The following is a 24,573-nucleotide window of genomic DNA, read 5'->3' on the forward strand; positions in this document are numbered from 1 at the left end:
AGATCCTTCACTGCGTTCAGGATGACGTTCCCCGGTGTTACTATGTTAATCTCGAGCCACCCGCCGTCTCAAGCCTACCACGTCATCTCGAGCCCACCACGTCATCTCGAGCCCACCACGTCATCTCAAACCTACCACGTCATCTCGAGCCTACCACGTCATCTCGAGCCTACCACGTCATCTCGAGCCTACCACGTCATCTCGAGCCTACCACGTCATCTCAAACCTACCACGTCATCTCGAGCGGTAGCGAGAGATCTCCTCGAACTGGCACCGTACCAACATCAGAAGATCCTTCACTGCGTTCAGGATGACGTTCCCTTTAAGCCTCTTTTGAATATAAAGCAATAGCATTACCTTCTGAATCAAGAATAATAGCTCTATGTCCATAAGGTCCCATTTGCTCTTTAGCACTTAATATTTTACTTCCTTGCTTCTTTGCGCCTTCAATAGCTTGGTCCAATCGTCCTTCCACATTCAAATACACCAAAGAGCCGTCTTGAGATGGTTTTCTATTCTCCATGACACTAAGACAACCTGAAACGTTATCTTGGGTATGAGGCAAGAGACCAAATTCAAAGCCATGTTCGGATATTTTTTGTACTGGAGCATCTAAAACCATTGTATAAAATTGAATTGCCCTATCCAGTTCGATAACAGGAATATCTACCCAACAAAATGTATTCATTTGACTCATTATAATTCCTTAGTATTCATATTTAGAGCTGTATTATTATTTAGCATATAAAAAACAATGGCGATGATAGCTTATTATTTATAAAATGAAACATGATGTAACATTTTTCTTGCTACGACTTAAAGGAACTCTACTCATTCAGGATGAAAAAATCATGGCCAATAATCAAATCGAGCTGTTTCTGCAATCCTCAGCTTTTGCTGTTGTGGGGGCGTCCTCTAACAGAGCTAAATACGGCAATAAAGTGTTACGCTGTTATCTCCAACACGGTAAAACCGTTTATCCAATCAATCCTCAAGAAGAACTCATTGAAGGATTGCCAGTTCTACACTCCATAAGTGATTTACCAAATAATGTAGCCAGTATTTCCATTATTACCCCACCTTCAGTCACGGAAAAAATTGTAACTGAGGCAATTAAAAAAGGGATCAAAAACATTTGGATGCAACCAGGAGCAGAAAGCGATGCAGCAATTCAAAATGGCAAAAACCATGGCCTTAATATCATTGCCGGTGGTCCCTGTATTTTAGTATTGATGGGTTATCATGAATCATGAGTTCTTTTGTTAACCCCCATCCTTTAGTAAATGAAGAAATTCATTAATTATTTCCTGAGAGGCTTTTTTATAAATCCCTCGACGACTAATAAAATCGCCCGTGAGCTCTTGGAGATTTCGTGCCATCTCAGTGGCTTTTACGCAGACGGCTATACCGTTAACGACGATTGCGTCATCAATTAGAAAGTTTTTTTGGCGAGCAAATAAGAGCATTGGAAGCCCGCCCGCTAAAACGACTACTTCAACACCTTGCGCAATCATGGGTTTTATTTGTTGAGTAAAATCGTCAAGCATTTTTTGATAGACCGAAGCATCAGAAAAAGCAAGTTCAAAGTCTTTAACTTGTGCAGTCACCGCACGTACGGCAATAATTCTTTGTTGCAGACCATAATGACGAATCTGATTTTCATGCCAGGGAATAAACAAAGGATTAATGGTTACAAGACCAATTTTATAACCGAGATTGCAGGCGTGAAGCATATTGGATTCACCTAAACCAATTACTGGAATATCTAAAATTGCTTTTATTTCATTAATTCCCGGTTCTTGGAAATGGCCAACAACAAAAGCATCATATCCCTGTTTTTCGGCTTGAATTGCATTACGGATAGTTTGTGTTGCACAACGAAACTCGGTGAGAGGATGCAGATTTTTATCAGGAGGGGTTAAACCATGTACTTCAAATTGAAACCCTGGATTCGCATAATGATCCAAACAATTTTGCAAATGCTTTATGTAATTTATTTGTTCCGCTGGATCCACGAAACTTTGATACCAAATCCGTTTAGTGGCTTTCAATGTACTATTCCCTTGTCATTTAATTAAATGAATAATAATAGATTAAGACTAAATTTTCAGCCAGTTCATTCGTAAATGCAAACGAGTGGGAATAAATTATCCGATGAGGTACAGGAAGAGTTACTTAACAATCTCGCGAGCGGATTGGGTTCATCAATCCACCGCGAGAACTCTTCTTTCTTACATACTTAATGCAGATTGCTGCTCTTCTTTTTCACAGTAAACCTTTGCTTCTCTAAGCGCATTTTGAGAATCATTTTTAACTTGCGCTAATACACCAGCGTCAGCCAGGTTTAAAAAGAACCCTACCTGATATCGCATCTCTGATGGCAGTATATCTATATCACTCAAGGCTGCTACCGCAACTTCACTGGAGATATTACGACCAGTATAAGTGACGGTTTTTTTGTGATTCAGCATCAGGGCATATAATTCATTAATACTTTCTTTACTCCAATAATAGATCGTGTGATATTTATGGACTTCGTCCTTCACACCAGCTTTAGCCAGCTCTATCACTCTTTGCTTACAAGGGTGATCCGTGTCTGTCGTTATTGAAGAAGTTCCAAAGATAAATTCTTGCGTCGAAGGGCCCAAGTTCTTCTTCTGAAATATTGCCGGTATTATATAGCATGATGGTCCATGCATGGTTATGGAGTACCCTTCGCTACTCTTTTCAACGCCCCAGCGCATAGGGTTTTCGGGACATTCATTATCCGAGTCACCGTATACCGTATTTAGAAACTCAGTGATTTCTTCCAAATTGTGCTTGTTTAATTCTTTTTTTAAATTGCATACTACGCGGTATTTGCCTGGATTTAGTCTGGAGGGAAATACATTAAAATCAAGATTAAGTCCTATCGTTTCCTTTTTGGCCGCAATTCTAGCCATTGCATTGTTAACTTGCTTTTCGTCTAATAATGACGATGTTACAAATTGTGCTTTAACATCATCCATATTACTAGCGTCTCGCTCTTCCCATTCAGTATCAACAAATATTTGTTTAAGATAAATTTGTAAGGATTTTCTCATTTTTAATCTCTCTGGTTAATATGAAAAATGGGCCATTTTTAGCCCATGAAGCTCCATAGTACAACAGAGTAATCAATGTTAAAACAAAAAAACGAATTAGAAAAACAAATCCATTCTAATTCCCTGTTTTATTTCATTTTTTACACAGATTAATTACGAATAAATAAACATTTACAAGGGCCCTTATTCTGCAGAGTGCTATTTTTGTTGCACTTTCCAATAAGAGCTGTTGATCTTTAATTTTTTTAATGATGCGATTTTGCTATGGATATAACGGGTTCTGAATTCATTACCGCTCACATCCAAAATATCCGTACCAATACGTACAAAAGAGACATTCCCAATACTGGAATAATGACAAATCCCAAGAAAAGATGGATCTGAATTCTATTTTCAGCAGAAGCTTTGTAAAACTTTTTAAATTTTTTAAGAATGGACATAAAATGGAACCCCTTACTCTCAAATATCTCTCAAACATAGTACCCTAATCTCGCAGGCCCTTCCTCTTTTATTATTCTTTACCCTTTAATAGTTTATTAATAATTACTCATCTGTATAGAATGGAAGTGAGGCAAATATTTAATTTGGATATAACATTTTATGTCTATTACTAAAAGCAGTACTCTTTTTTTCGAAAAAATGGAACATACTTATAAGAATGCAGTGTTTTCCGTTAAGCAATTAATAGAACAAGGGGAACTTACTCAAACTTCTTATTTAGAAGTCAATTTTGTATTAAAACTCATTGCCAAATTACAACTCGGTTTTGGAAAAAACAGTATTGTTACGGCGGAAATATTAGAGGAAATGCTCCAGGGTGCGTATCTTAAGTTTGAAGATAATGGTTCACTCTACAATGAGCTGATTGCAATCTTTCACTTAAATCTACGAAAACGATCCTCATCTCATGCTTCATGTGTTCAGCAATATTCTTTTTCTGGGCCGGTTGTTAAAGAAATATTGTTTGGAGTTTCTGAAAATAAAACAGGAACTAACACAACATGGGTACAATTTGAAAAGCACAATACCAACACCCCCATCAACTTAATTTTACATCTATTTGATTATGTCATGCATCAATGGACAGGAAAGAACATTGGTCCTTATGGTTCCTCGAACTATACTGAAAGCAATCCACTTATTGTTAACACGGTGTAAAAGTCATAAGCATTGATAAAATCACCGTTCTATACATGAACTTTGACAGAGTATGCACAGACATATCCACAGAAAATGTGGATAACTAAATAGAGCAATGAAAAATAAAGAAGCGCTTTAGGCCTGACAAGACAAGGGTTTTTATGAAAATTGCAAAAATATTTAAGAATGAATGAGGTATAGTTCAAAAAGATATCCACAAGGAAGGGTTTGAAAAAATGGATATCAGAAGCGCTATCTTAACAAAAAAATAATAAAAAAACAGTCTTGACTTGCATTATTTTTTACTTATTTTTAAACCAATTCTTTATTAGCAATCAAATTGCTAAAACACACTCGTAAGCGTTGACGTCCTTGACGTGTTCACAGTGTATGTTAACTTCATTGATTGAAAGTGTCGATGTCTCGGCAGCCAGATTTATTGCATCAATCAAGTTTGTTTCCCCTCCTAAGTCCCACGGCTTGTCCACAGGTTCTAGGGATCTCACTCTGTGCCAGGCCTGGATCCCGCGGACAAGTCGCGGGACGTTGACTTTTTGAGTCAAAAAATAATGAAAAAACTGACGATACCTCAAACTTTACTGGCTGGCCTATGCTTCTTCAAACATGTTTCAATTGTTCATCAACAGCGTCTGTTACGTCCTCTATTGTTCTTGTCCTACCATCTGTTGTGAAAAATTTATTTCCATTGTCTCCAAACTTCATATTCTCATGGAAAAGAACAAAAGGTTTCGGCTTGGCCTCTACAATATGTAGAATCTTCTGCTCCATAATAGAAGATAATTCAGGAAATGTTTCTTTAACTGAATTTAGACCATTAATAAGCTGTTCTTCAAAAAGCCCCTCTTTTTTAGGATACAAAATACGTTCCATAACATAGTGTTGATCTTTTTGGTAATTTTCAGTTTTTTCTGTTCCACTTTTAAAACGTTGGAGCTGTACTGTGCGTAATGTGGCAACAATAATCTTAAAAAAAGCATCTTGATGTGACGCAAAAGGCTCTTCAATATGTTGTCCGGAAAGTTCATCTAATTGTTCAACGCATTTTTTTGCTGCCTGTTCCAGCTCGGTAGTCAGCTTGGTATTGGTAAGTAGTTCTTTTGTAAAGTCATTAAGCCAAAACTCATACCAAAAAGTTTTGCGGCGATTTTCTGCATCAAGGTATTGAAAACTACTCTTAAACTGAGCAATAACATCCTTTAATAAAGGCATTTTGTTCTCTAAAGAATTTAGGTGGCCAATGATATCACCAACACATTCAAAAAAAGAGCTTTTCTCATGATTAGAAGTAATAGAATATTGGATACGAAAACAAGCCAATTTCGTTATTTTGATACCCTATTTTATTACACCATCGTACCATCAGCGTGTGATCCAATCGCGGCTATAATAGCCTCCATCATAACCGCCAAATCCATAATCATTCATTACGTAACCAAGTCGTCCATAGCCAAGGTTATAACTTGCATCACTCAGACCATCTGCATGTATGTCACGATATCGGTTATGGATATAATTATTATTAGAAGAATAACCGGTACCAGTAATACACCCGGTGAGAAACAGTGGGGATATCCCTATTAATAGAAACATCATTGTTTTTTTCATGAACACATCCTGCGACATGATTGTATCTTAAGTATACTTCATTGCGCTCAAGATGATGTGCTGATCACAAAATTGTTGAATTATTTACTATAGCGAAGGGTTTAGCGTAGCCCACCTTCAAACTACGCATGCTGTTCTGTTGCTTCTTTTATGGGAATTCAAATCCCGACTCTCATTATAAGGCCTTCTCATTATGAGTATTTTCTTGAAAATTTCTATAAGCCTCTTCCGCTTCTTTTTGCTTTTCAACAAGAAGGCAATCCTTTTGACGCTCCACCGGATCAGCAATGTTCTCGCATCCTTTTGAAAAAATTGAAGGGGCTTTTGGTTTTGTAGTATTGTCAGCAAATCCAACCAATGGAAGAAAGGCAAAAATAAGAGCAATTTTTTTCATAATTTATATAAGGCCTTATATTAATAGTGAATTAATCATACTTGATTTAATGAATAAATAACATGAAGAGATGAATTAAGAGCGTCATTTGGGAGCGGTGTCTGCAATAGTCAATCTCGTAGGGCTGCCCTAAACAACGTTAACAGCCCTGCTCCCATCATGACCAATTGGTTATCGGTTATATATTGTAACACTCTTGTTCCATCGGCCCCCGTCATACCATCCCTCAACTCCATTATGCCGTCGGGTAGTACTAGCATTCCATTTATCAACCACGACATGTCGCCATGTAACGCTTTTTGAAACCCAGGTCCTAGTATAGGTCTGTCCAACATGATGATAGTCATTATAATCAAGAGATTTATTTTCACCACTTCCATAGGCTAAATTATAATTGTAATTGGTATTTCCATAATCATGCGCATAATCACAATTTCCATAATTGCAATTCGCGTAATCGCCGTTCCCATAATCACCAGGCCCGTAATTAAGGCCATAGCCCTTGCCAAAATCAAGCCCATAACTAACCGGCCCAGAGTTACCATAGGAACGGCTTGCTTTTTTATAAGAATAATCAGTATTATAGCCGTAGGAATAGGAGCTTCTCTGAGTAACACAGCCAATCATAAATGTTGCAGGCACCAAGATTAACACAGCTATAATTGTTTTTCTCATGATTACGTCCTTGCACATTAATGTATACTAATTATACTATACGAACAATAATTAATCACCTTTAACCATCCTGATTCTATTTCCTTGCTTCATAAAAAATAATTTATCTGTATGATTCTAATTGGAAAATGGAACATCAAATGGAGAACAGACCATGGGCTATCAACGGATTATGGTAGCGGTTGATGGGAGCGATACGTCAAGGCTGGCAGTGCAAGAAGCCATTCAAATGGCTAAAAGCATGCGTTCAAACCTTCAGATTATTAATGTGGTTGATGAAAATTTTATCAGCTACTGTGATATTTTTACTGTGTACGATCAATTGATTTCCTCCTGTAAGGAGCAGGGACAAAATATTTTAAACACCATGGGAGAGTTAGTTCGCAAATCAAAAATAACTTGTGAATGCCGTCTGATTGAGCTTAAATTATATGAAGGAAGAATTGCAGAAAAAATTGCAGCTGAAGCAGAAGCATGGCCTGCTGACTTATTAATTATAGGAACGCATGGAAGACGTGGATTTAGTCATTTATTTTTAGGCAGTGTAGCCGAGGATATTATCCGTATTGCTTCAATGCCGGTGCTGCTTGTGCGTGGTAAATAAAACTTAAAATAAGTTTTACTTAGTACCCCCTGTAATGGGCAGAAGCTCATTCGCTCGATATCCACCCGCTAGCTCCTGGTATAGGCTTACAACGGTGAGTAATTGCCGTAATTTATCCTCATTGAGATTAATATTAATCCTGTCTAGAATAATTTTAGTTTTTAACATATCCACATAATTTTGAATCCCTCGCTTATACAGACGGCGATTAAGCTCATAAGACTTTGCCAAGTATCGCTGTGCCTCTTGAGTTTGCTTCAATTTGTTAGTAAATCGCTCATTTGCCGACAGTGCATTCGTGGTATCACGTAAAGCCTTTTGCAAGGTATCTACATAATTAAAATAAGAAACTCTATCCAGCCCTCGGGCATTAGCAATTTCGCCCAACACGGACATCTTCAGAAGGGGGGTTCTTAATAACTGATCATTAAAATAAACATTTTTTCTAGGCCAGTTATACTTGCTGTCACCAGCCGCTTTACCGCCGATCAAATCTAGAGTGATGGTAGGCAAAAAGTTAGAAGCGGCTAATCCAATCGCTTCATTGGAAGCACGCAAACGATTTTCTGCCATTTGCAAATCGGGTCGATTTTCAAGAACAGTTAAGGGTAAAGCGCCGGGGATTAATTGCTTATTATTGAGGTCCAAAAATTTCACCGTGGTCTTGATATCCCCAGGATTGAGATTAATCAGATAACGAATCGCATTTCGACTGATGATAATATTTTTCTCAATCACTTCTTGTTCACCACGAATGACTTTGGCCTGGCTAAATAATTCTTGCTGCTCAATATCGGAAGTTAATCCTCCTTTATATACTTGTCTTGAAATCTCAGCAAGTTGCATTAAATCATTAGCTAATATCTTTAATAATTGCTTCCGTTCCCTTTCAGCCTGGTAAGTAAAATAGCTCGCTGTAATTTCAGCAATAATGGTTAATTTGAGCGCGTCATCCTCAGCCTTTATCTGAGCCAGAGTATATTTGGCTTTTTTCTGCTCTTTGATTTGATGAAATATATTGATGATGTAACTGGGTATAATTACTCCCAGAACACCAGGGAACCCGGTAGCTGGATTTCTGGAATAACCAAACATGACATCGGCAGTAGGAATCCACTGATAGCGAATTTTTTTAAGCTCCCCTTCCGCAGCTTCTATGCTTCCGCGAGACATATTAAGGCTTGTATTACAACGAAGTCCTCTTTTTATAAGTCTGTTTAAAGTTGGATCATTAAAGCCTTGCCACCAGGCCATGTAAGGAATATTCTTTTCATCACTAGTACTGATGTTTCTATCGGCAACAGTCCACTTATTCACTACCTTCACATCAGGTTTATGATAAGTATTTTTCTGCAGACACCCTGCCAATATTAAGGGCAGCAGCACACAGTTAATTAGGCGCCACATTCAGCTCTCCAGAGTTATGATCACCAATTTGCATCTCTTTAAGCATTATTTTTAAGTATTTCAAGTCGGTATGCACTTTTTCGAGCAGTCGATTAAAGTCATATTTTCGACGCTTTTTAGTATAGGTAGCTAAATATAAAGCCTTAATATTAATAAAGATACGGTTGGTGAGTACTAAAAATTGATTAAACTCTTCACGAACAATCCCTTGTGAGCTGATTATAAACTGAGAATTTCTCGCCAATTTCTCCATTTCAAATAAACTGTCTGTAAAAGTAATACAGGCCTCAAACCAATCGGAACGACGAATTTTATCTTGATTCAATAAATGAATTAAGCGGTACAGCTTCCTAATCACATCCGTTTGAGTGTCTTTAATAAATAAATCCATCAACCGATAGCGACTAAACCAAAAATACTCAAATACCAAAATAATTGCAAAAGCAATTACAGTACAAATTAAATAATCGATTAAAAAATTAGTCACATTGAAAGAAGAACCTGAGGTGTCAAAGTATCCAGTGCCAATAACTGAGGTATTGACAGTAAATACCGTAGGTACGCTGTATGCCTGCCCCGCTAAAAAATAAGCAAAATAAATAGTGATGGGGATGATAAGGATTAACAGACGGTAATCGACATGTCCCAGGAACCACAAGAGATAACCGCTAAATAAGCCTAAAAGCATCCCTAAAAATCGGTGGTAGGCGCGTAATATAGTAGTTCCATTATCAAACCCCGCATAAATCATCATCACAGCAAAACCAGTCCATCCCGCACGAGGATAATGAAACAATTGCTGAATTATAATTGTAAAAAAGAATACCGTGCTGATTTGTATCCCGCGTAAGGAACGATAACTGAGCTTTCCCAGGTTTAGAGATCGGCGCATACATAATTCCAGCTTAAAATTAATCGATACAGGACTCTTAACTCATGGGTTTCATTAAAGAGAGCTAACTCTTGCGGCTTAAGCACAATTTTCTCTTTTTTTAAACACGCATTACGTAAAATAATTAGATAGTGATGAAATATCTTAATATATTGAATTTTAATTTTTTTTTGAAAGGAAGCCAAATAAGAAATTGACATAATAAGCTCAAAAGCCAGTAACGTTATTTTTATTATGCTGTAATATTTAATTTTTTTTGACAGCATTTTAGAATAGCGTTCCATAACGATAATGCCAGAAAATATCGGTATGGTTTTGACTTCTTCCTCACAAATCTTTTTAGAAAGCGTCTCTAAATTGACCACCACTTGATAAAAGGCCCTGCGCCAAATTGAAAGATAATACGTTTTAGGAAAAATAAATAAGCCTAGAAAAATTACCAGCATCGCAACAATGATTTGCAGTACATGATTTAAGGCTATGTAAAAGTTATTATCTGAATTGACATAAATTAAAGAGTAAACTGCCAGACTTAAAATGACAGGAACCAAGGGAAGCATTCTTTTTAGTTTATGAATGACAATGTAATAAAGCAGTGCCGAATAAAAAAAAACAAAAAAAGCAAAAAATGTTTTATAGACGGATAATACCCCAAATAAAAAGATAGAAAGAGCAGTGCCCATAATGGTAAAAAATAAAAACAAATACTTTTCTTCCAGAGTGTTACCGATTAATTCAGCAGTGAACGCGGTTATGGGGACGTAGAAAAAATAAAAATAGGGATTATTCACTGTATAAATAAAATTAAAGAAGAAGAGCAGCTCTAATACAAACAGGGCTTTTAACCCATTGATCCGATGCTCGCCAAATTTGTCATAAGCAACAATTTTATCTTTTAGTTGAGATATAAACATAAGCACTCGCCCCCGGATTTAGCGGGTAGTTAGGATCGGGATCTAATATTTTGATTTGCAAAGGAAATCGTTGAGGCAATAACAACCATTCATTTTCATTGGAAACGAGTTGAATTTTACTGTTTGGCGCGGTCACTTGACGTTCTGCTGCCCATAAAGAATTGACCACTTCCCCATGAAATATTTTATCAAAATAATACATGCGCAAAATAATATAAGCTTTGTCCTTTATTCGTACCCTGCGTAAATCCGTCTCGTTAAAATTAGCCTGAATGTAATAATTAGAAGTATCTATAAATGAAAATACGGGCTCATGAATTTTAATCGGGGTGTTTGGTGATACATACATATTGTCAATAACACCGTCACTTGGCGCTCTTACTACCGTGAGATCTAAATTAATTTTGGCATTATCTCTTTTGGCTTTGAGACTCTGAATGGTGTGTTTTTGCTGTTCAATTTCCGCCAGTAAGACCTCCACTTCTTGCTGCAAGGCAATGCGTTTGTGTTTTAATGTATCCGCATCATAAGCTAGTTTTTTCACCTCGAGGGTAGAAACTGCCTGAGCGACGTATTTACTTTTTTTAAGGCCCAGTTCGTAATTCACTTTCGCCAATTCAGCATCTGTTGATTTAATTAGCGCATTAGCTCGTTTAATTTGCTTTTCAAACACGGCAATCTTTTTTATTCCTTCCTGATAATCCGCCTCGGCTTGCTGGTATGCCAATTGGTAAGGAACCTGATACACGGTAAAAATGGGTTGATTTTTTTTTACCCGCTGGCCATTTTTGACATGAATTTCGGTAATAAATCCCGATACATCAGCTGCTACTGGAGTCACATTAGTGACCACAAAAGCATTGTCAGTAAATGGAATCATATAGGAAAACAGATGAAAGATTCCTATTGCCAGAGCCAAGATCACAACGATCATAGGAAAACTAATCTTTTTTTTCAAATACCTAGTAAATTTAGACATTAATCCAACCAAAAAGTAGCGTAATTTTATTCATGACCTTCATCCACTGCTCTGCAGAGTCAGTCAATTTCATACCTTTTTTAATTTGCGAAGCAATTTAGAACGATTATTCGGGGATTCATATAAACGACTTTTCCCATCTTTAGGCAAAAAACCCCATTGTGATTCCTCAGCCAATATAGCCTGGGCATCCTTATAACCATTTTCTATTCGCTTATTAATGATCACCTGCCCAAAGTTATAATCCTTTGAGGCTGCTTTAACAATTCTGGAGCTGTACATCAAATGGACTAAGGTACAATGATGAGGCACACCAATGTCTAATAAATCAGCATACTGTGTTCTTTGTTCTTCAGTCAAAATCTTCTTTAACTCTAACATGGAATTTCTCATCTTTTGCCGTTGCAGATAGTTATAAATAGTACGTTGAGCATGGGTACCATAACTTATATCTTTCCTTCGCTCTTCTATCTCATTCATTGTCTGGGGTGTGTACGATGGCCCGCCAAAGCAATCAATAAGAAAGCACAAGGTATTCTCCGCGGGAATGGCCTCCAAAATACCTTCTAGTGGTGAGTTTGAGTGTACCCCCCCATCCCAATATAATTCTCCATCAATATTAATTGCAGGAAAACCTGGGGGTAAGGCAGCGCTGGCCAGAATATGATCGACCTCTATACGATAATTAATATTATTAAAATAAATTAAATGGCCTGTACTGATTTGAACGGCCCCCAGACTTAAGCGTATAGGACATGAATTAAGCAAATCAAAATCAATCAATTCAAGAAGTGTTTTTCTAAGAGGCGACGTGTCATAGTAACTTAGAACAGTTGGATCGCCACAGACAGGCCATGTTCCCGAAATCCATCGGGGAGAGAAAAAATGAGGCTGCCCCCATAATAAAGCCTGGGCAGCACCAATCTTATTATAAATATCCAACGTTGCTGGCGACTCCCCCAAGTAGTCAAAAACAGAAGGAGGCGCAACACTTTGCCAAAATTGCTCCAGCCTTTCAATACGTTTTTCAGGGGGGTTACCCACAATAATTGCAGCTTGAATGGCGCCAATTGAAGTTGCAGCAATCCAATCAGGCTCATATCCGGCCTCAAGTAAGCCTTTCACGACCCCGAATTGATAAGCACCCAGCGAACCACCACCTTGTAATACATAAGCAACACGAGGAAAACGATTTTTTTCTTTAGGAGGTAAATTATCAAAGCGATCGGAAAGAGGATTATTACCATGTGGCTTAGATACAACTTGCTCCTTTTTCGCTGCCATAAAATTTCCTTTTATTTTGCCTTGAAGCATCAAGAACTTTAATTCTTTGCTTCAATACCATCATAAGGTATCATCTGATTGGATCACTTTCAAATATTGGCTATCCTTCATTATATTAAATAATCTTGTATAGCCCATTGTACCTTTTCCATTTGATGACGGATGTTCTCTTAGCGATTCATCGGTATAATGTGCCTTCAAATCGACCAATAAGTAAAAAGAATGACTTTCAAAGAATGGTGTTTTACTAAATACGGCATTATGGAAATGAGTGAAGGAAAGATTTTAAGCCAGAAATTCTTGCCACTCACCAATAATCCTTTTTTAATCCATTTCCATTCCTTTCTAATCACGTCATATGGCGGTATTCCGGTTAGAAAAGAAGGGCAACTCAATGGTTACATACTACCAGAATATGCTTGCCGCCATTTTGCACGCTATTTGCAAATGAATTATCAGTTATTTTTGCACAATGAAGAATATAAAGTGCAAGCTCCTTTTAATTTTAAAATTTCCCCATCCAAAAAACAGGAGTTCTTACAACACTTTGGTAACTATTTTCCCTTCGTGGAAGAGTTTGAGCAATTAAAAGGAGAATACCGCATCAAACTCCCTCCTTATATCCTGGATGTTTTATATAGAAATTATTACCGGCAAAATAAAGTCATCATCAACGTTACCAATTTAAAATCAAAATTAAATACTCTTAAATTAATAAGGGAACGTATTATAGAAAATGGTTTATCTCATTCTTTGGATAAAGCGCATATTTTATCATTAGACTACAGTAATTCAAAAGCTGTAGGATGTACTATTCATCAAGCCAGTAGTGCTTATGCCATGTCATTGCATCTCTTTGCCGAGCTTCATAAAGAAGGGCTATCCTCACAGGACTATCTAGCTTTGAAGCATGTTACAGAGATACTCGCCTCTTATGATCAAAACGGAAATTTACAGCAAGGATTAAAATCAGACTCTATTTTTATCCATTATCTGCTCCATAAACTCACCCCTCCCAGACCAATAAAGGCAGATGGCTCGCTGTCCACTATTGCAGAATTACCCGATAGACTAACTATAAGAAAAACGATAAACCAAAATACTTATGATCTTCTACACGGCAGAATATATAAATCACTTCGCATGAGACGTTTTCTTCCAGATGTCATTATGAGATCTGAAACAAATGAAATTATTCTCCAGACAGGAGGAATGATTAATCACTCTGCCATGGCCCGAATTATCAAAGTGGGTATGTTAAAAAATGGGACTCGAGCTCTCCCTGGAATGACACCGCATTATTTTAATTATTTTAAAGTTGAAACGGATCTTGGTGCAGGCTGTCATGATCCGGAATGGACATATCAAACCTGTACAGGCACTTATATTACCCAACTTCACCCGACTACTACGGAAAAAAATGGTCAAATACGTAGTTCATGGGTTAATCGCGTCACCCACCCGCTTGCATACCAACGTTCAATGGAAAATACCTTAACCGAACTCATTAAAACAGAGCGAGAATTATGCTTTTATCGTCAACCCCAAGAGGGACCTAATGAAGAAGGGATGTCACCGGTTAATAGTGCCGAAGCTGATGAATGGAGGAGATTACACGCCCGAAAAATTCTATTAAGTGGTACATCAATTTTACATCCCATAACATTCCAATCAGTTGCCTTTGATGGGAAGGAAGTAACTTGTGTGATCCAAAATCAAAAAGGATATATGCAAGAAGGGGGAAGCTGCCCCATTTTTTCTATCAAACAGCTGGTAACCAGTGTTATTGGAAGTGAATTAACCTCACTCCATAGTCAATTTTTACAAACTCATAATGGCGCTCAGCATCTACAAATTATTGAAGGTAAAATAAATGAAATAAACCATTGTATTAGATCTACTATAGTACACGATGTAAACAACTATTTACACTATATGGAGGTTCACCAGAGGGTCCTCCAAAGTCCGACTTTTTGTTCAACCCCCGTCAGTCCTCTTCCTCTCCTGATTCCAGAGAACCTTATAGACAATTTGAGTGATTTTCCCGATTTATACGGCTTATGTATTGTATCTACCGGTATTTTTATACATCGGTGCGCTGCTATGATGAGCTATACGGTAAAAAATGGAGTGGAAAGTACTACTTTATTTAATTATTTTTCCAAGCTCTATAACTCCATTCCTGCAGAATTTAAGGCCCATTATAAGGCGGACTACGAAAAAATTAAGCGAATGCACGAACGCCATATTGCTCTGGATAAAATAATAGAACCTGGCACTCACTCACACCAAGAACATAATATTTTGTGGTGCGCTTTAGAGAATAAGGAAGAGAAATTATCTCCTAGCGTGATCAAAGACTTAAAAATTATAAGGAAATTTTATAATGATAAATTAACTGAAGCAGATAATAATCGCTGTGGCAATGCCTATAAATCGTCTCTGCATCAATTTTATAAAAAAGCAGTTGATATACGTTTAGCTGATTTGTCCCCCCCAGAACAGGTGAAACTAATAATGAATACCGCGTCCGATGTATTTAAGAATAGACATAATACACCTCGCCTGATTACCGATGTCAAGTGGATGACTGGAGCCTTGTTTGGGGGACTAGGCCTTATAATAGGTATAGAAAGAAAAATGAACGGCCATACTTTCTGGAGCCATGAACCAACAGTCAGAAACTCGGAATTTACGATGCTCTCGCAATCCCATAGTAAGTCTAATACTCTGTTATCCTAGCATATCGGCCAGCCCTAAATAAAAGAGCTAGCGCGAAGTCTTAGGTTCGACCATGCATCAGTAATTATGGATCTTATAAGAATCTCAATGCCCACCTGCGCCACCGTGTCCGCCTCCACCATGGCCGCCACCTTCGCCTCCATAGCCTTTCTCCACTTCTGGAACAGGAGCATTGGGAGTGTTACATGAACTGAGTAATTGTGTGCCACAAATGATGCCAATTAGGACACTCATCGTTCTAAATAGTTTATGAAATGACATTTTGAAAATTCCTTGTAAATAATACATCCAGCCTAAACATCATATTAGATTTTGAATTACAATCAATAGTACATTCAATCTCGAAAAACTATGAGGGATCAAGAGATCGCCACAAGTACCAGGCTGCAGCAGTTCGGAAAGGATGCCAACGTTCTCCATATTTTTCGAGTTCTTTGGGGGGGGGCATGTCAGGCTGATGATACACCTTCATGAAGCCTTTGCGTACTCCAAAATCATGAATCGGCAATACATCAAGTCTGCCTAAAGTAAAAATGAGAAACATTTCCACTGTCCAGCGCCCAATCCCTCTCACCTGACAAAATGCTTCGATAAGCTCAGCGTCACTTATTTGATGTGAACGCTCACGATCAGGGATCACATTTAATAAAGTCTTTTCAGCAAGATCTTTTATTGCTTTTGCTTTTGCACGGGAGAGCCCTACTGTCATCAGATGCTCTTCGGAAACAGCGCCAATTTGTTCAGGCCTGGGAAAATCAATTTCACTGCCAAAGAGTATTTTTAAACGCTCCAGGATTTTTGCGGCGGCTTTGCCGTGAAGCTGCTGATATAAAATGGACGTGCCAAGCGATTCAAATACGGTTTCCTGGGGATCCAGTTGAACCGTCATTGGGCCAATTTTTTCAATTACTTCCTTAAGCTGGGGGTCAACCTCTGCAAGAAAAGCCATGGCTTCCTGGGTCTTTGAAATAGTAATGAGTTGATGAGATGGATGATGAATTCTGGGCATTGTTTATTTTATACTCTAGATGATCTGATAGACTGAGTTAGTTTCATTATTTAATTAATCCTTAGCTCAATGACAGTGAACTTTAGGTGTCTCCCTAAAATAATAATTTTATTATAACAAGTCATCACTGAGTTGCTAAGTTTTCGGGAATGATAATTTACAAAGATTTTCAAATAAAAACCTTATCTTCGATGAGGTCAAGATACGAACTCCCTCTTTTCTAGAGTTAAGGCGAAAATTCACTATTAATTTCCTGTCCTTCTTTTTTGCTCTCCATGGATTGGGGAGTGGAAAACTGAGTACCGACTCTTACCTGAGCCCCAGAATCAGGAGTCATCAAAACATTCTTTTGGGGATTTATTTTTAAAATCGATCGCACAAGTTCTGGAGATTGATTTTCCATAAGATACACATTTTTGGGTTCCCAGTGCTTGCGACATAGATTGGTATGAATAGAAATATTGGGATCCAAAAATTGGATATTTTCTAAAATGATATTAACTAAAGGACGATTCTTTATTCCAATCCAATAAATATCAGTCAGAACATTAGAAGAATAAACAAACGTATTACTAATTCCTAGATTAGAAATATGCTCTTTAATTTTTTTAAAAGTTTCCCTGTCCGCGAAAGAATTTTTAATAAGAACCGTATGAGTTATAATCTCGCTCACATAATCATAACCATACATAGTTATTAATTCGCCAAAAAATACCAATGGATCAGGATTGGGTTTGGGTTCACAATCAGTACAGGTACACGCGTATTGTTGGATGTTCCTATATTGCCCCGCTGCATCCTTTAAGAAATGATCCAGATTTGCGAGAAAAGCTGTTGCGGTAGTACTTTTATCCGCGCATTCTTTAAGCATTTTCCAAACTACATGTACTTGTTTACTAATATCCACAATGAAAACTCTTGGCATTGTGCTTTTATCTTTCTCACCCAATTTACAAGCCAACTGAAGAGCGCGAAAACCAGAAACCGCAACTAAAGCAACCCCGCCTTGATTAGGCACATAGCGATCAGGAACGTTTACAAGGGGATCATTACCCAACAGAAACGCTTGATAACTAACCATACTTTCTTCTGGTAAAGAAGTGAATTTATACTTCTTTTGTATCTCGTAGCGTCTGATAAGACTTTGAATTAAAATAGTAGACTCTATAAATTCTTTTTTTTCATTCATTTTGGTTACCCAATCATCAATATTGGGTTTATTATACAACAAAACGACTAAAATCAGACCTGGTTGAGGCGAATAAATTACTCTAGCCCTAAATATTGCAATCAGTTGGCATAACGACCAAATCCCGAATACAAATGTGTTGAGGCAGTTTCCAACAAAAGAAAATGATATCTGCTAACTCTTCGGATTTAATAAACGTTGGATTACCTAATAATTCACAATAGGCTTCAAAACTAATTCCCATATTGGCATGGATGTTGGTTTTGATTAATCCAGGAGCAATATTCATGATTCGTACGTTATTTTTTGCTTCAGCCATTTGCAGACTTTCGGAGATGCTGCGCACTGCGTGTTTACTCGCATGATATGCTACACCAAGAGGACCAGGCTTCCTGTCGCCGATGGAACTGATATTGATTATGGTGCCCGTTTTTTCGGCAGACATGTCTGGTAAAACAATCTTTATTCCATTGACTACCCCTTTGATAAGCACATCCATTTCATAATGACATTGTTCAATGGGTATGTCTTGAAAAGCTCCGACACGGATCAATCCTGCATTATTTATTATACAAACCGTCTTACCGTATTTAGCTTCTGCCTCACGGACCGCGTTTTCAAAATCAGCATAATTAATCACATCAAGCTGGGCATACATTATTTCTTTATTTTTTAATTCAGAAAATGGAGTGATATGTCGGCTAACCAATAAACAAGGGTGATTCTCAGCAGCAAACTTCAGCGCTAACGCTTTACCTATTCCTGTGCTTGCTCCAGTGATGACAATTAATCCTTTATTTTTCATTTTATTTCACCCCAATTGAAGTTAAATATTCTGTAAAAAACTGACAAAATGCAATTTCAATCCACTATGTCAATATCATCTTCCAACATTAGATTAGCACTTTATAATAGCAGTTTATGGTCGATAAAAACCATTTCCAATTATAGGCAAGGATAATAACTGGACTTTGGCCTTTTTTTCAAAGCTAATTAGTAAACCGTCTTTGCGAGCGTTAGCGAAGCAAAGACGACCGTTTTTCGTCAATTTTCCAAAAAGGCCAAAGTTGAGAATAAACGCTTTTTAACAAAACTGACTCCTTAAATTGTTAATCTTTCTATTGCTCTTCCAATCCCTTTTCCTATACCCTCATACAAAAAGGGATAAGACTTTATGAAGGTATTCGACAGCCATTTTCATATTATTGACACCCGCTTTCCATTGATTGCTAATTCGGGCTATTTACCCCAACCCTTTACTACGGAAGATTATTTAAAAAAGGTTAACGATCTTCATGTCTTGGGCGGCGCCGTAGTCTCCGGATCATTTCAAGCCTTTGACCAAAATTATTTAATCGCTGCGCTAAAAACATTGGGCTCCCATTTTGTTGGGGTAACGCAAATTCCAACTAATGTGAGTGACCAAAGCATTATCGATCTGCATCAGGCTGGCGTTAGGGCGGTACGATTTAATATTAAACGTGGTGGCTCAGCAAGTATCGAAGACATCCAATCTTTAGCACTACGTTGCTATGCATTAGTCAAGTGGCATAGTGAGTTTTATCTTGATGCCATCAATTTACCTGATATTTATGACATATTGCTAAAACTTCCAGCGGTAAGCATTGATCATTTAGGATTAAGCAAAGAAGGGTTTCCCCATTTATTAAAAATGGTTGAGCACGGCGCTCATGTGAAAGCCACAGGCTTTGGTCGAGTTAACTTTGATGTTATAGAAATGATGAAAAAAATCACTGCGGTTAATCCTGATTGCTTAATGTTTGGCACTGATCTGCCATCGACACGTGCCCCCAGACCTTTTACTACCACAGATCTGTCTTTAATTATTAATCATTTTAATGCCCTTCAGGCAGAAAAAATTCTCTTTTCTAATGCAGTAGACTTCTATGGCGTGACTAATCTGAAAATGTAACCCATAACTATTTGATTTAGCACACCATTCGATGCAAACCCTATAAATCAGTACCATTTAGTTTTTTGCATCAACCAAGATCCCTAATAATAATTGATGTAAAAAAGACTCGTCCTTATTTAGCGGTTGAAGAACATCAATAACAACATCAATTACGTCATCAGCCTTTTTCATAAAAATCCATAAATTAGAGAGTATTAACAAAAAGTCGAGGCTCTTTTATACCTTTATTTTTTTTCCAACAGGGTTAATTTGTTGTTCATTAAGTAAGGAAATTTGGCGTAAATCGAGCCTGGCAATAATTCTCATCATGGTCGTGTTATTGATCTTCCTTTGTTTTCTAAGCGAACGTAATTCTTGGTGCGCTCTTTCCAACGCAGCAAAGCGTAACTGTCTTTCGAGGGTTAAAGCCTTTATGCTTTCCAATTTTTCTTTTTCAGGCCCAATATTCGATGCAATGAATTGATTAAACGTAGCCATCAGTTTATTGGCAACCTGCACGCAAAGAGCAGTGTCCTCCTCATTGGCGTCAGCGCATAAAATATTCATCTGTGTTTTAATCGCTTCAATTGCTGCTTGAGCCAAGGCAATAACCGCTTCATTTTCTTCATCATGAACCGTTTTTTTAATTAAGGTCTGCAAACCAGGGGTAATTAAAGGTAAAGCAATACTGCTAATTAATAGTGAGCAAAGAACAACTCCTACTACAAGAATAATCAAAAGGTTGCGAGCAGGAAAAGGAGTTCCTTCCTGCATCAGGGTCGGTAAAGACAAAATGGCAGCTAACGCAATAGCCCCTCGGACTCCACCTAAAGAAATTGCAGCAACTATTTTTAAATTAGGCAAATGCCAGGAGGTATGACAACGCTTTGCAATTAAAGCCTCAAAAGGTAACGTTAAATAAATCCACGCGGTGCGTAGAATAATTAAAGTAAGGGTAATAAGAACCACAATCCCCCCGCACTCTGTCAAACTGTAGCCAGTATCGCCGAGAAATTGGATCGCATTGGGTAAGTATAATCCTAGAAGGATAAAGATAATGCCATTTAAAATGATGTCCAACATGCCCCAAAAAAAATGTCCCTCAATCCGCATGGTGGCCATAGTTCTATCCAAAAAACCGGCTTTATCAATAGTAAACCCCGCTGAAACGGCGGCCAGGATCCCGGAAAACTCTAATTTTTCTGCAACAAAATAAACGGTAAAAGGCAGAAGCAATAACAATAAATTTTCAGTTGTTGTCTCCCGCCCCTCGTTACTGGTTAATCGCCCTAAAAGTGAGATAAAAACATAAGTTAGAATAACACCAACAGTTATACCGCCAAGGCCAACGAATAGAAGACTGAACACTGCACTTTTCAATGAAAAAACACCGGTGAGCATCGCAGCGACTGCTAATTTAAACGAAACCAGCCCCGATGCATCGTTTAGTAGCGCCTCTCCCTGTAGGATATGCATCATTCGCTCAGGCATCCTCAGTCTGGAAGTCATTGATTTTAACGCGACAGCATCGGTTGGAGAAAGGGCTGCGGCCAAAGCAAAAGCAGCCGGTAAAGGGACTATAGGAATTAACCAATGAACTAAATAACCTATCCCCGCTACCGTAAAAAAAACCAACCCTATCGATAACATCACAATAGGTCTGGTATACAATAAAAATTCCCGTTTAGGAAAATGCCAGCTGTCGCTAAACAATAAAGGCGGGATAAATAACAACATAAAAAGTTCAGGATTAAATCCTACCTGAAAAGCAGGGAAAAAAACTGCCAATAGCATTCCCAAAGTAATTTGCACTATTGGAGTAGGCACAAACGATAAAAAACGGGTAATAACGCCTGATATCACCATTAAAAAGAGAAGAATTAAACAGACTAAAACACTTTCCATAGCAATTATCACTCCATTGCAAAAACGACTTATTATTGATACTAAAATAAATCATCGGCGATGCAAAGGATAGATTTCTTGAGGCATGCCTCATCCCGTTTGTGCGGAATGACGCCACTTAGCAATACTCTCTTATATTGGGTCCATTGATGGAACTAACTGCGGCTCATCATGCAGCTCATCAAGAGATGCTTGCCGCTCAAACTCTTTATAGGTTTGCGCAAATTTATTTTCTTCTTTATAAAATCCATGCAATTTACGTGCAGTGAATAAAGCACTTACAGCAAACAACCCCGCAGCTAAAGGTGGTGTCACCAATAAGGCGGCTACTGAAAGGGCCATAGCCAACATCCCTAGCAGCACATCACAGAAGAGAATGCTTTCATAAGCCTTAAGCAAGAAAGAATAATTCAGTTTATCCATGTTCATTGCCATGCGAGCCATGTCGAAGACCTGTTCTGTCCTTAACAACTTCTCGTTAAAAAAAGCAGGAATTTGATTCTCGTGAGCATTACTAAAGAGGAATGAAAGATTATGTACTCGTTTAAGCTGTATCTTTAATTGATTAAGCTGTACCGTTAATTGGTACACATGTTCTTGATTCGACTCTAGTTCTTCTTCTATTTCACTTATTCTGTGGCGTAATAAGTCTTCCATAGAGTGAATGCGGAACATCACATCGGTTAACATACCATGTGTAGGATCCATTGGGTTCTCTTCCAATGCCTCATGTTCGGTAGCCTGAATAGAGGTTCCCCAAAATAAAGAATTAGTTCCCCACTCCCGATTATAATAAACGGTACCCGTACTTTCGGAGACAGTGGGTTGGGGCTTACCAGTACTGATTAAGCGTATTGGAGGTAAGGAAATTGCAGAGAAGCGAGGAAATGCCGTTGTTGCCCGGTTACTAATCAGTTGATTTCTTATTTCCTCGGGGATAATTTGATTTCGCGTTAGCAATTCCAGAGAGTGGTCTTTACATGTATAAGACTCACTACTATCGAGTCCATTCATTGTCAGTTTCATGGTAAAATGGAAAGGCTTTAATCGAGGCATTCTTCCTTCAGTTGCCGCCTTTGCTTTCTCTGCGACATAGCGAGTATGACCATTGGGCTCAATACCTTGGCTGGATAACTCCAAATTGAGCTCATTAATCACTTCTTCTTCCGTTTTCATCATTTGTTGATAATCATCACGTATCTTGGCAAATTGCTCAGGAGTGACCGGAAAACTAATACCATGTAACCCATTTCCATCAAGATGACGCATCGCTTCTTGTCTTAAAATTCCATGTCCATCTTGTAAATCAACTTTGAAACCAAGAGCCTGTTTTAAGCCTTTCAAAAAAGGATTGGTCGTTGTACTGGGTTGACTGTAAAACCCTACGCTGTCCATTACTTCAACAGGAGATGCTTCATTCTCTTGTTGGGAAAAAATCAGACAGGAATGACCAAACGGATTGGCGCCTGCCTCAGTATCCATGACACAGTAAGTTACATAATATTTTGGAAAACTCATACCTACCTCATTTTTTTACTGCCCATGTTTACAACAGCGTGTGACAAACAATGACTAATGTGCAGCATTATAAGACAATATTATGTCCTTATACAACCGATTAATGAAAATGAGGGGAGATTAAAAAACAAGACAGAATGTAAAAAATTGAGTTAGATTACTCGCAACAATCTCTTTTATATTTAGTACCGCAATTAATGATACTTCGAGTAATAGAATCCACTGGCTAAAGGCGCAATGCCAAATCCCATCGATGTCCATCTACTGTATAAATCTGCAATTGATAGGATCCTGACAGGAGCTTATTTTCCGCTGAAACGGGTAAATAAATCTCTGCTTTTGCACTCTCAGGAGCAACCAGACCGTACATCCCAACCTTAACTTGATTGTATGCATATACATTATGAATGGCTGTCTGCGGTAGGGTACGAAGTTGGGACGCAGCCCAAGACTCAACAATATTTTGGGCAGTATCAAGCAATTCAATACGCATTATATAGATAGGAACCACGCTAGGCCCCCCATCTACATACATTTTAAAACGCACCGAACCCTTTGCGTCTAATTGCCCATCACTTAAAGAAAGATGAAACACGTCTGGGTTCACTGGGCCGGCATGATAAGGAGAAAAAACGGACCCGCGATAATAGTCATAGGTTCCTACGGTAAAAAGGACGGTGAAGATAAAACATCCGAGTGCCGCTCGTTGTATTGTCCTCAAAGTCCATGGACCGCTTCCCAAAAGCAAAAACCAACGTTTGTGTAACAACCCAGGGTAACGCTGCGTCATCCAACTATCGAGAGAATAAACCGATCCCCCGGTTAAGAATAAAGTCAGCCCCATAGACAAATTGGAAACTGCCATAGTCCATTCATCCAAACAGGTTGCCCCCTGCCAACCAAACAAGATCATCAAAACCACACTGATTAATACGGTTACCATTGCGGCTGCACGAGTAAAAAATCCAAAAATCAATCCCAAACCGCTTAGCAACTCCACTGCACTGAATACAATAATTGCGATATACAATAAGATAAAATGCTGCAACAAAAAACTAACTAAATGCCCTACATCAAACAACATTCCTGGCATGGTACTTTGTAATTTATTAGCCATCCATTGTGGTGCATAAGGATCAAGCTTTTGCGGATCATAAATAAAACGTCTTGATCCACCCCCCCAAAAAATCCATCCTTGTACAAATCGAATGCATAGGATCCCCCATCCAAGGATTTGCCAATTTAATAAATCAGAAGAATGAGTTTTATGATTTCGCATTGTCTGTCTGTAATGAAG

24 protein-coding genes are annotated in these 24,573 nt (G+C 38.1%); 5 read left to right on the forward strand and 19 right to left on the reverse strand.

Annotated elements, in window-relative coordinates; genetic code table 11:
• Positions 1-322 precede the first annotated feature (322 nt).
• Positions 323-697 carry a VOC family protein gene (locus tag LOX96_RS12205; RefSeq protein WP_250424405.1) on the reverse strand — a complete coding sequence of 125 codons (375 nt, stop codon included), beginning with the start codon at positions 695-697 and terminating at the stop codon, positions 323-325.
• 154 nt (positions 698-851) lie between these two features.
• Between LOX96_RS12205 and LOX96_RS12210 the strand changes: the two genes are divergently transcribed.
• On the forward strand, positions 852-1,253 hold the full coding sequence (locus LOX96_RS12210) for a CoA-binding protein (protein WP_250424406.1): 402 nt from the start codon (positions 852-854) through the stop codon (positions 1,251-1,253).
• A 9-nt stretch (positions 1,254-1,262) separates the two neighbouring features.
• Here LOX96_RS12210 and LOX96_RS12215 read toward each other — a convergent pair whose 3' ends face one another.
• Positions 1,263-2,051, reverse strand: a complete 789-nt coding sequence (locus LOX96_RS12215) for an aspartate/glutamate racemase family protein (RefSeq protein WP_250424407.1) — start codon at positions 2,049-2,051, stop codon at positions 1,263-1,265.
• Between the two features lie 180 nt (positions 2,052-2,231).
• On the reverse strand, positions 2,232-3,083 hold the full coding sequence (locus tag LOX96_RS12220; RefSeq protein ID WP_250424408.1) for a hypothetical protein: 852 nt from the start codon (positions 3,081-3,083) through the stop codon (positions 2,232-2,234).
• A 600-nt stretch (positions 3,084-3,683) separates the two neighbouring features.
• Between LOX96_RS12220 and LOX96_RS12225 the strand changes: the two genes are divergently transcribed.
• Entirely contained in the window at positions 3,684-4,241 is a 558-nt protein-coding gene (locus LOX96_RS12225) for a hypothetical protein (RefSeq protein ID WP_250424409.1), read from the forward strand.
• A 600-nt stretch (positions 4,242-4,841) separates the two neighbouring features.
• On the opposite strand, the gene LOX96_RS12230 is transcribed toward LOX96_RS12225, so the two are convergent.
• The 4 genes from LOX96_RS12230 to LOX96_RS12245 all read right to left on the reverse strand — a co-directional run bounded on the left by LOX96_RS12230 (position 4,842) and on the right by LOX96_RS12245 (position 6,918).
• A complete protein-coding gene (locus LOX96_RS12230; RefSeq protein ID WP_250424410.1) occupies positions 4,842-5,453 on the reverse strand; it encodes a hypothetical protein in 612 nt (203 codons plus the stop codon).
• A gap of 150 nt (positions 5,454-5,603) precedes the next feature.
• The gene (locus LOX96_RS12235; RefSeq protein WP_250424411.1) at positions 5,604-5,867 is read right to left on the reverse strand and encodes a hypothetical protein; all 264 of its coding nucleotides are present in this window, start codon (positions 5,865-5,867) and stop codon (positions 5,604-5,606) included.
• A 157-nt stretch (positions 5,868-6,024) separates the two neighbouring features.
• Positions 6,025-6,243, reverse strand: coding sequence for a hypothetical protein (locus LOX96_RS12240; RefSeq protein WP_250424412.1), 219 nt, complete (start codon positions 6,241-6,243; stop codon positions 6,025-6,027).
• A 171-nt stretch (positions 6,244-6,414) separates the two neighbouring features.
• Positions 6,415-6,918, reverse strand: a complete 504-nt coding sequence (locus LOX96_RS12245; RefSeq protein WP_250424413.1) for a hypothetical protein — start codon at positions 6,916-6,918, stop codon at positions 6,415-6,417.
• 154 nt (positions 6,919-7,072) lie between these two features.
• Here LOX96_RS12245 and LOX96_RS12250 point away from each other — a divergent pair, with 154 nt between their 5' ends.
• Complete coding sequence (locus LOX96_RS12250; RefSeq protein WP_250424414.1) at positions 7,073-7,522, forward strand: universal stress protein; 450 nt, start codon at positions 7,073-7,075, stop codon at positions 7,520-7,522.
• A gap of 15 nt (positions 7,523-7,537) precedes the next feature.
• Here LOX96_RS12250 and LOX96_RS12255 read toward each other — a convergent pair whose 3' ends face one another.
• From LOX96_RS12255 to LOX96_RS12275, 5 genes are all read right to left on the reverse strand, one after another.
• On the reverse strand, positions 7,538-8,929 hold the full coding sequence (locus tag LOX96_RS12255) for a TolC family protein (protein WP_250424415.1): 1,392 nt from the start codon (positions 8,927-8,929) through the stop codon (positions 7,538-7,540).
• Positions 8,913-9,821, reverse strand: a complete 909-nt coding sequence (locus tag LOX96_RS12260) for an FUSC family protein (RefSeq protein WP_250424416.1) — start codon at positions 9,819-9,821, stop codon at positions 8,913-8,915. The genes LOX96_RS12255 and LOX96_RS12260 overlap by 17 nt, the downstream gene beginning before the upstream one ends.
• Positions 9,806-10,735 (reverse strand): FUSC family protein, encoded by a 930-nt coding sequence (locus tag LOX96_RS12265; protein ID WP_250424417.1) that lies wholly within the window; start codon positions 10,733-10,735, stop codon positions 9,806-9,808. Before LOX96_RS12265 ends, LOX96_RS12260 begins: the two co-directional genes overlap by 16 nt.
• Positions 10,710-11,714, reverse strand: a complete 1,005-nt coding sequence (locus LOX96_RS12270; protein WP_250424418.1) for an HlyD family secretion protein — start codon at positions 11,712-11,714, stop codon at positions 10,710-10,712. The genes LOX96_RS12265 and LOX96_RS12270 overlap by 26 nt, the downstream gene beginning before the upstream one ends.
• Positions 11,715-11,783: 69 nt before the next feature.
• Positions 11,784-12,998 carry a patatin-like phospholipase family protein gene (locus LOX96_RS12275; protein ID WP_250424419.1) on the reverse strand — a complete coding sequence of 405 codons (1,215 nt, stop codon included), beginning with the start codon at positions 12,996-12,998 and terminating at the stop codon, positions 11,784-11,786.
• A 222-nt stretch (positions 12,999-13,220) separates the two neighbouring features.
• Here LOX96_RS12275 and LOX96_RS12280 point away from each other — a divergent pair, with 222 nt between their 5' ends.
• A complete protein-coding gene (locus tag LOX96_RS12280; RefSeq protein WP_250424420.1) occupies positions 13,221-15,740 on the forward strand; it encodes a hypothetical protein in 2,520 nt (839 codons plus the stop codon).
• Between the two features lie 84 nt (positions 15,741-15,824).
• Here LOX96_RS12280 and LOX96_RS12285 read toward each other — a convergent pair whose 3' ends face one another.
• The 4 genes from LOX96_RS12285 to LOX96_RS12300 all read right to left on the reverse strand — a co-directional run bounded on the left by LOX96_RS12285 (position 15,825) and on the right by LOX96_RS12300 (position 18,743).
• Positions 15,825-16,001, reverse strand: a complete 177-nt coding sequence (locus LOX96_RS12285) for a hypothetical protein (protein ID WP_250424421.1) — start codon at positions 15,999-16,001, stop codon at positions 15,825-15,827.
• 88 nt (positions 16,002-16,089) lie between these two features.
• On the reverse strand, positions 16,090-16,749 hold the full coding sequence (locus LOX96_RS12290; protein ID WP_250424422.1) for a DNA-3-methyladenine glycosylase family protein: 660 nt from the start codon (positions 16,747-16,749) through the stop codon (positions 16,090-16,092).
• A gap of 226 nt (positions 16,750-16,975) precedes the next feature.
• Positions 16,976-17,938, reverse strand: a complete 963-nt coding sequence (locus LOX96_RS12295) for a hypothetical protein (RefSeq protein WP_250424423.1) — start codon at positions 17,936-17,938, stop codon at positions 16,976-16,978.
• A gap of 88 nt (positions 17,939-18,026) precedes the next feature.
• Positions 18,027-18,743, reverse strand: a complete 717-nt coding sequence (locus LOX96_RS12300; protein ID WP_250424424.1) for an SDR family oxidoreductase — start codon at positions 18,741-18,743, stop codon at positions 18,027-18,029.
• Positions 18,744-19,112: 369 nt separating this feature from the next.
• Between LOX96_RS12300 and LOX96_RS12305 the strand changes: the two genes are divergently transcribed.
• Positions 19,113-19,871 (forward strand): amidohydrolase family protein, encoded by a 759-nt coding sequence (locus LOX96_RS12305; protein ID WP_250424425.1) that lies wholly within the window; start codon positions 19,113-19,115, stop codon positions 19,869-19,871.
• Positions 19,872-20,090: 219 nt separating this feature from the next.
• On the opposite strand, the gene LOX96_RS12310 is transcribed toward LOX96_RS12305, so the two are convergent.
• From LOX96_RS12310 to LOX96_RS12320, 3 genes are all read right to left on the reverse strand, one after another.
• Positions 20,091-21,758 (reverse strand): Na+/H+ antiporter, encoded by a 1,668-nt coding sequence (locus LOX96_RS12310; RefSeq protein WP_250424426.1) that lies wholly within the window; start codon positions 21,756-21,758, stop codon positions 20,091-20,093.
• Positions 21,759-21,890: 132 nt separating this feature from the next.
• The gene (locus LOX96_RS12315; protein ID WP_250424427.1) at positions 21,891-23,276 is read right to left on the reverse strand and encodes a hypothetical protein; all 1,386 of its coding nucleotides are present in this window, start codon (positions 23,274-23,276) and stop codon (positions 21,891-21,893) included.
• Between the two features lie 226 nt (positions 23,277-23,502).
• A complete protein-coding gene (locus tag LOX96_RS12320) occupies positions 23,503-24,555 on the reverse strand; it encodes a TQO small subunit DoxD (RefSeq protein ID WP_250424428.1) in 1,053 nt (350 codons plus the stop codon).
• Positions 24,556-24,573: the final 18 nt, after the last annotated feature.

The sequence above is a fragment of the Legionella maioricensis genome, from assembly GCF_023618015.1.
GTDB classification, from domain to species: Bacteria; Pseudomonadota; Gammaproteobacteria; order Legionellales; family Legionellaceae; genus Legionella; species Legionella maioricensis.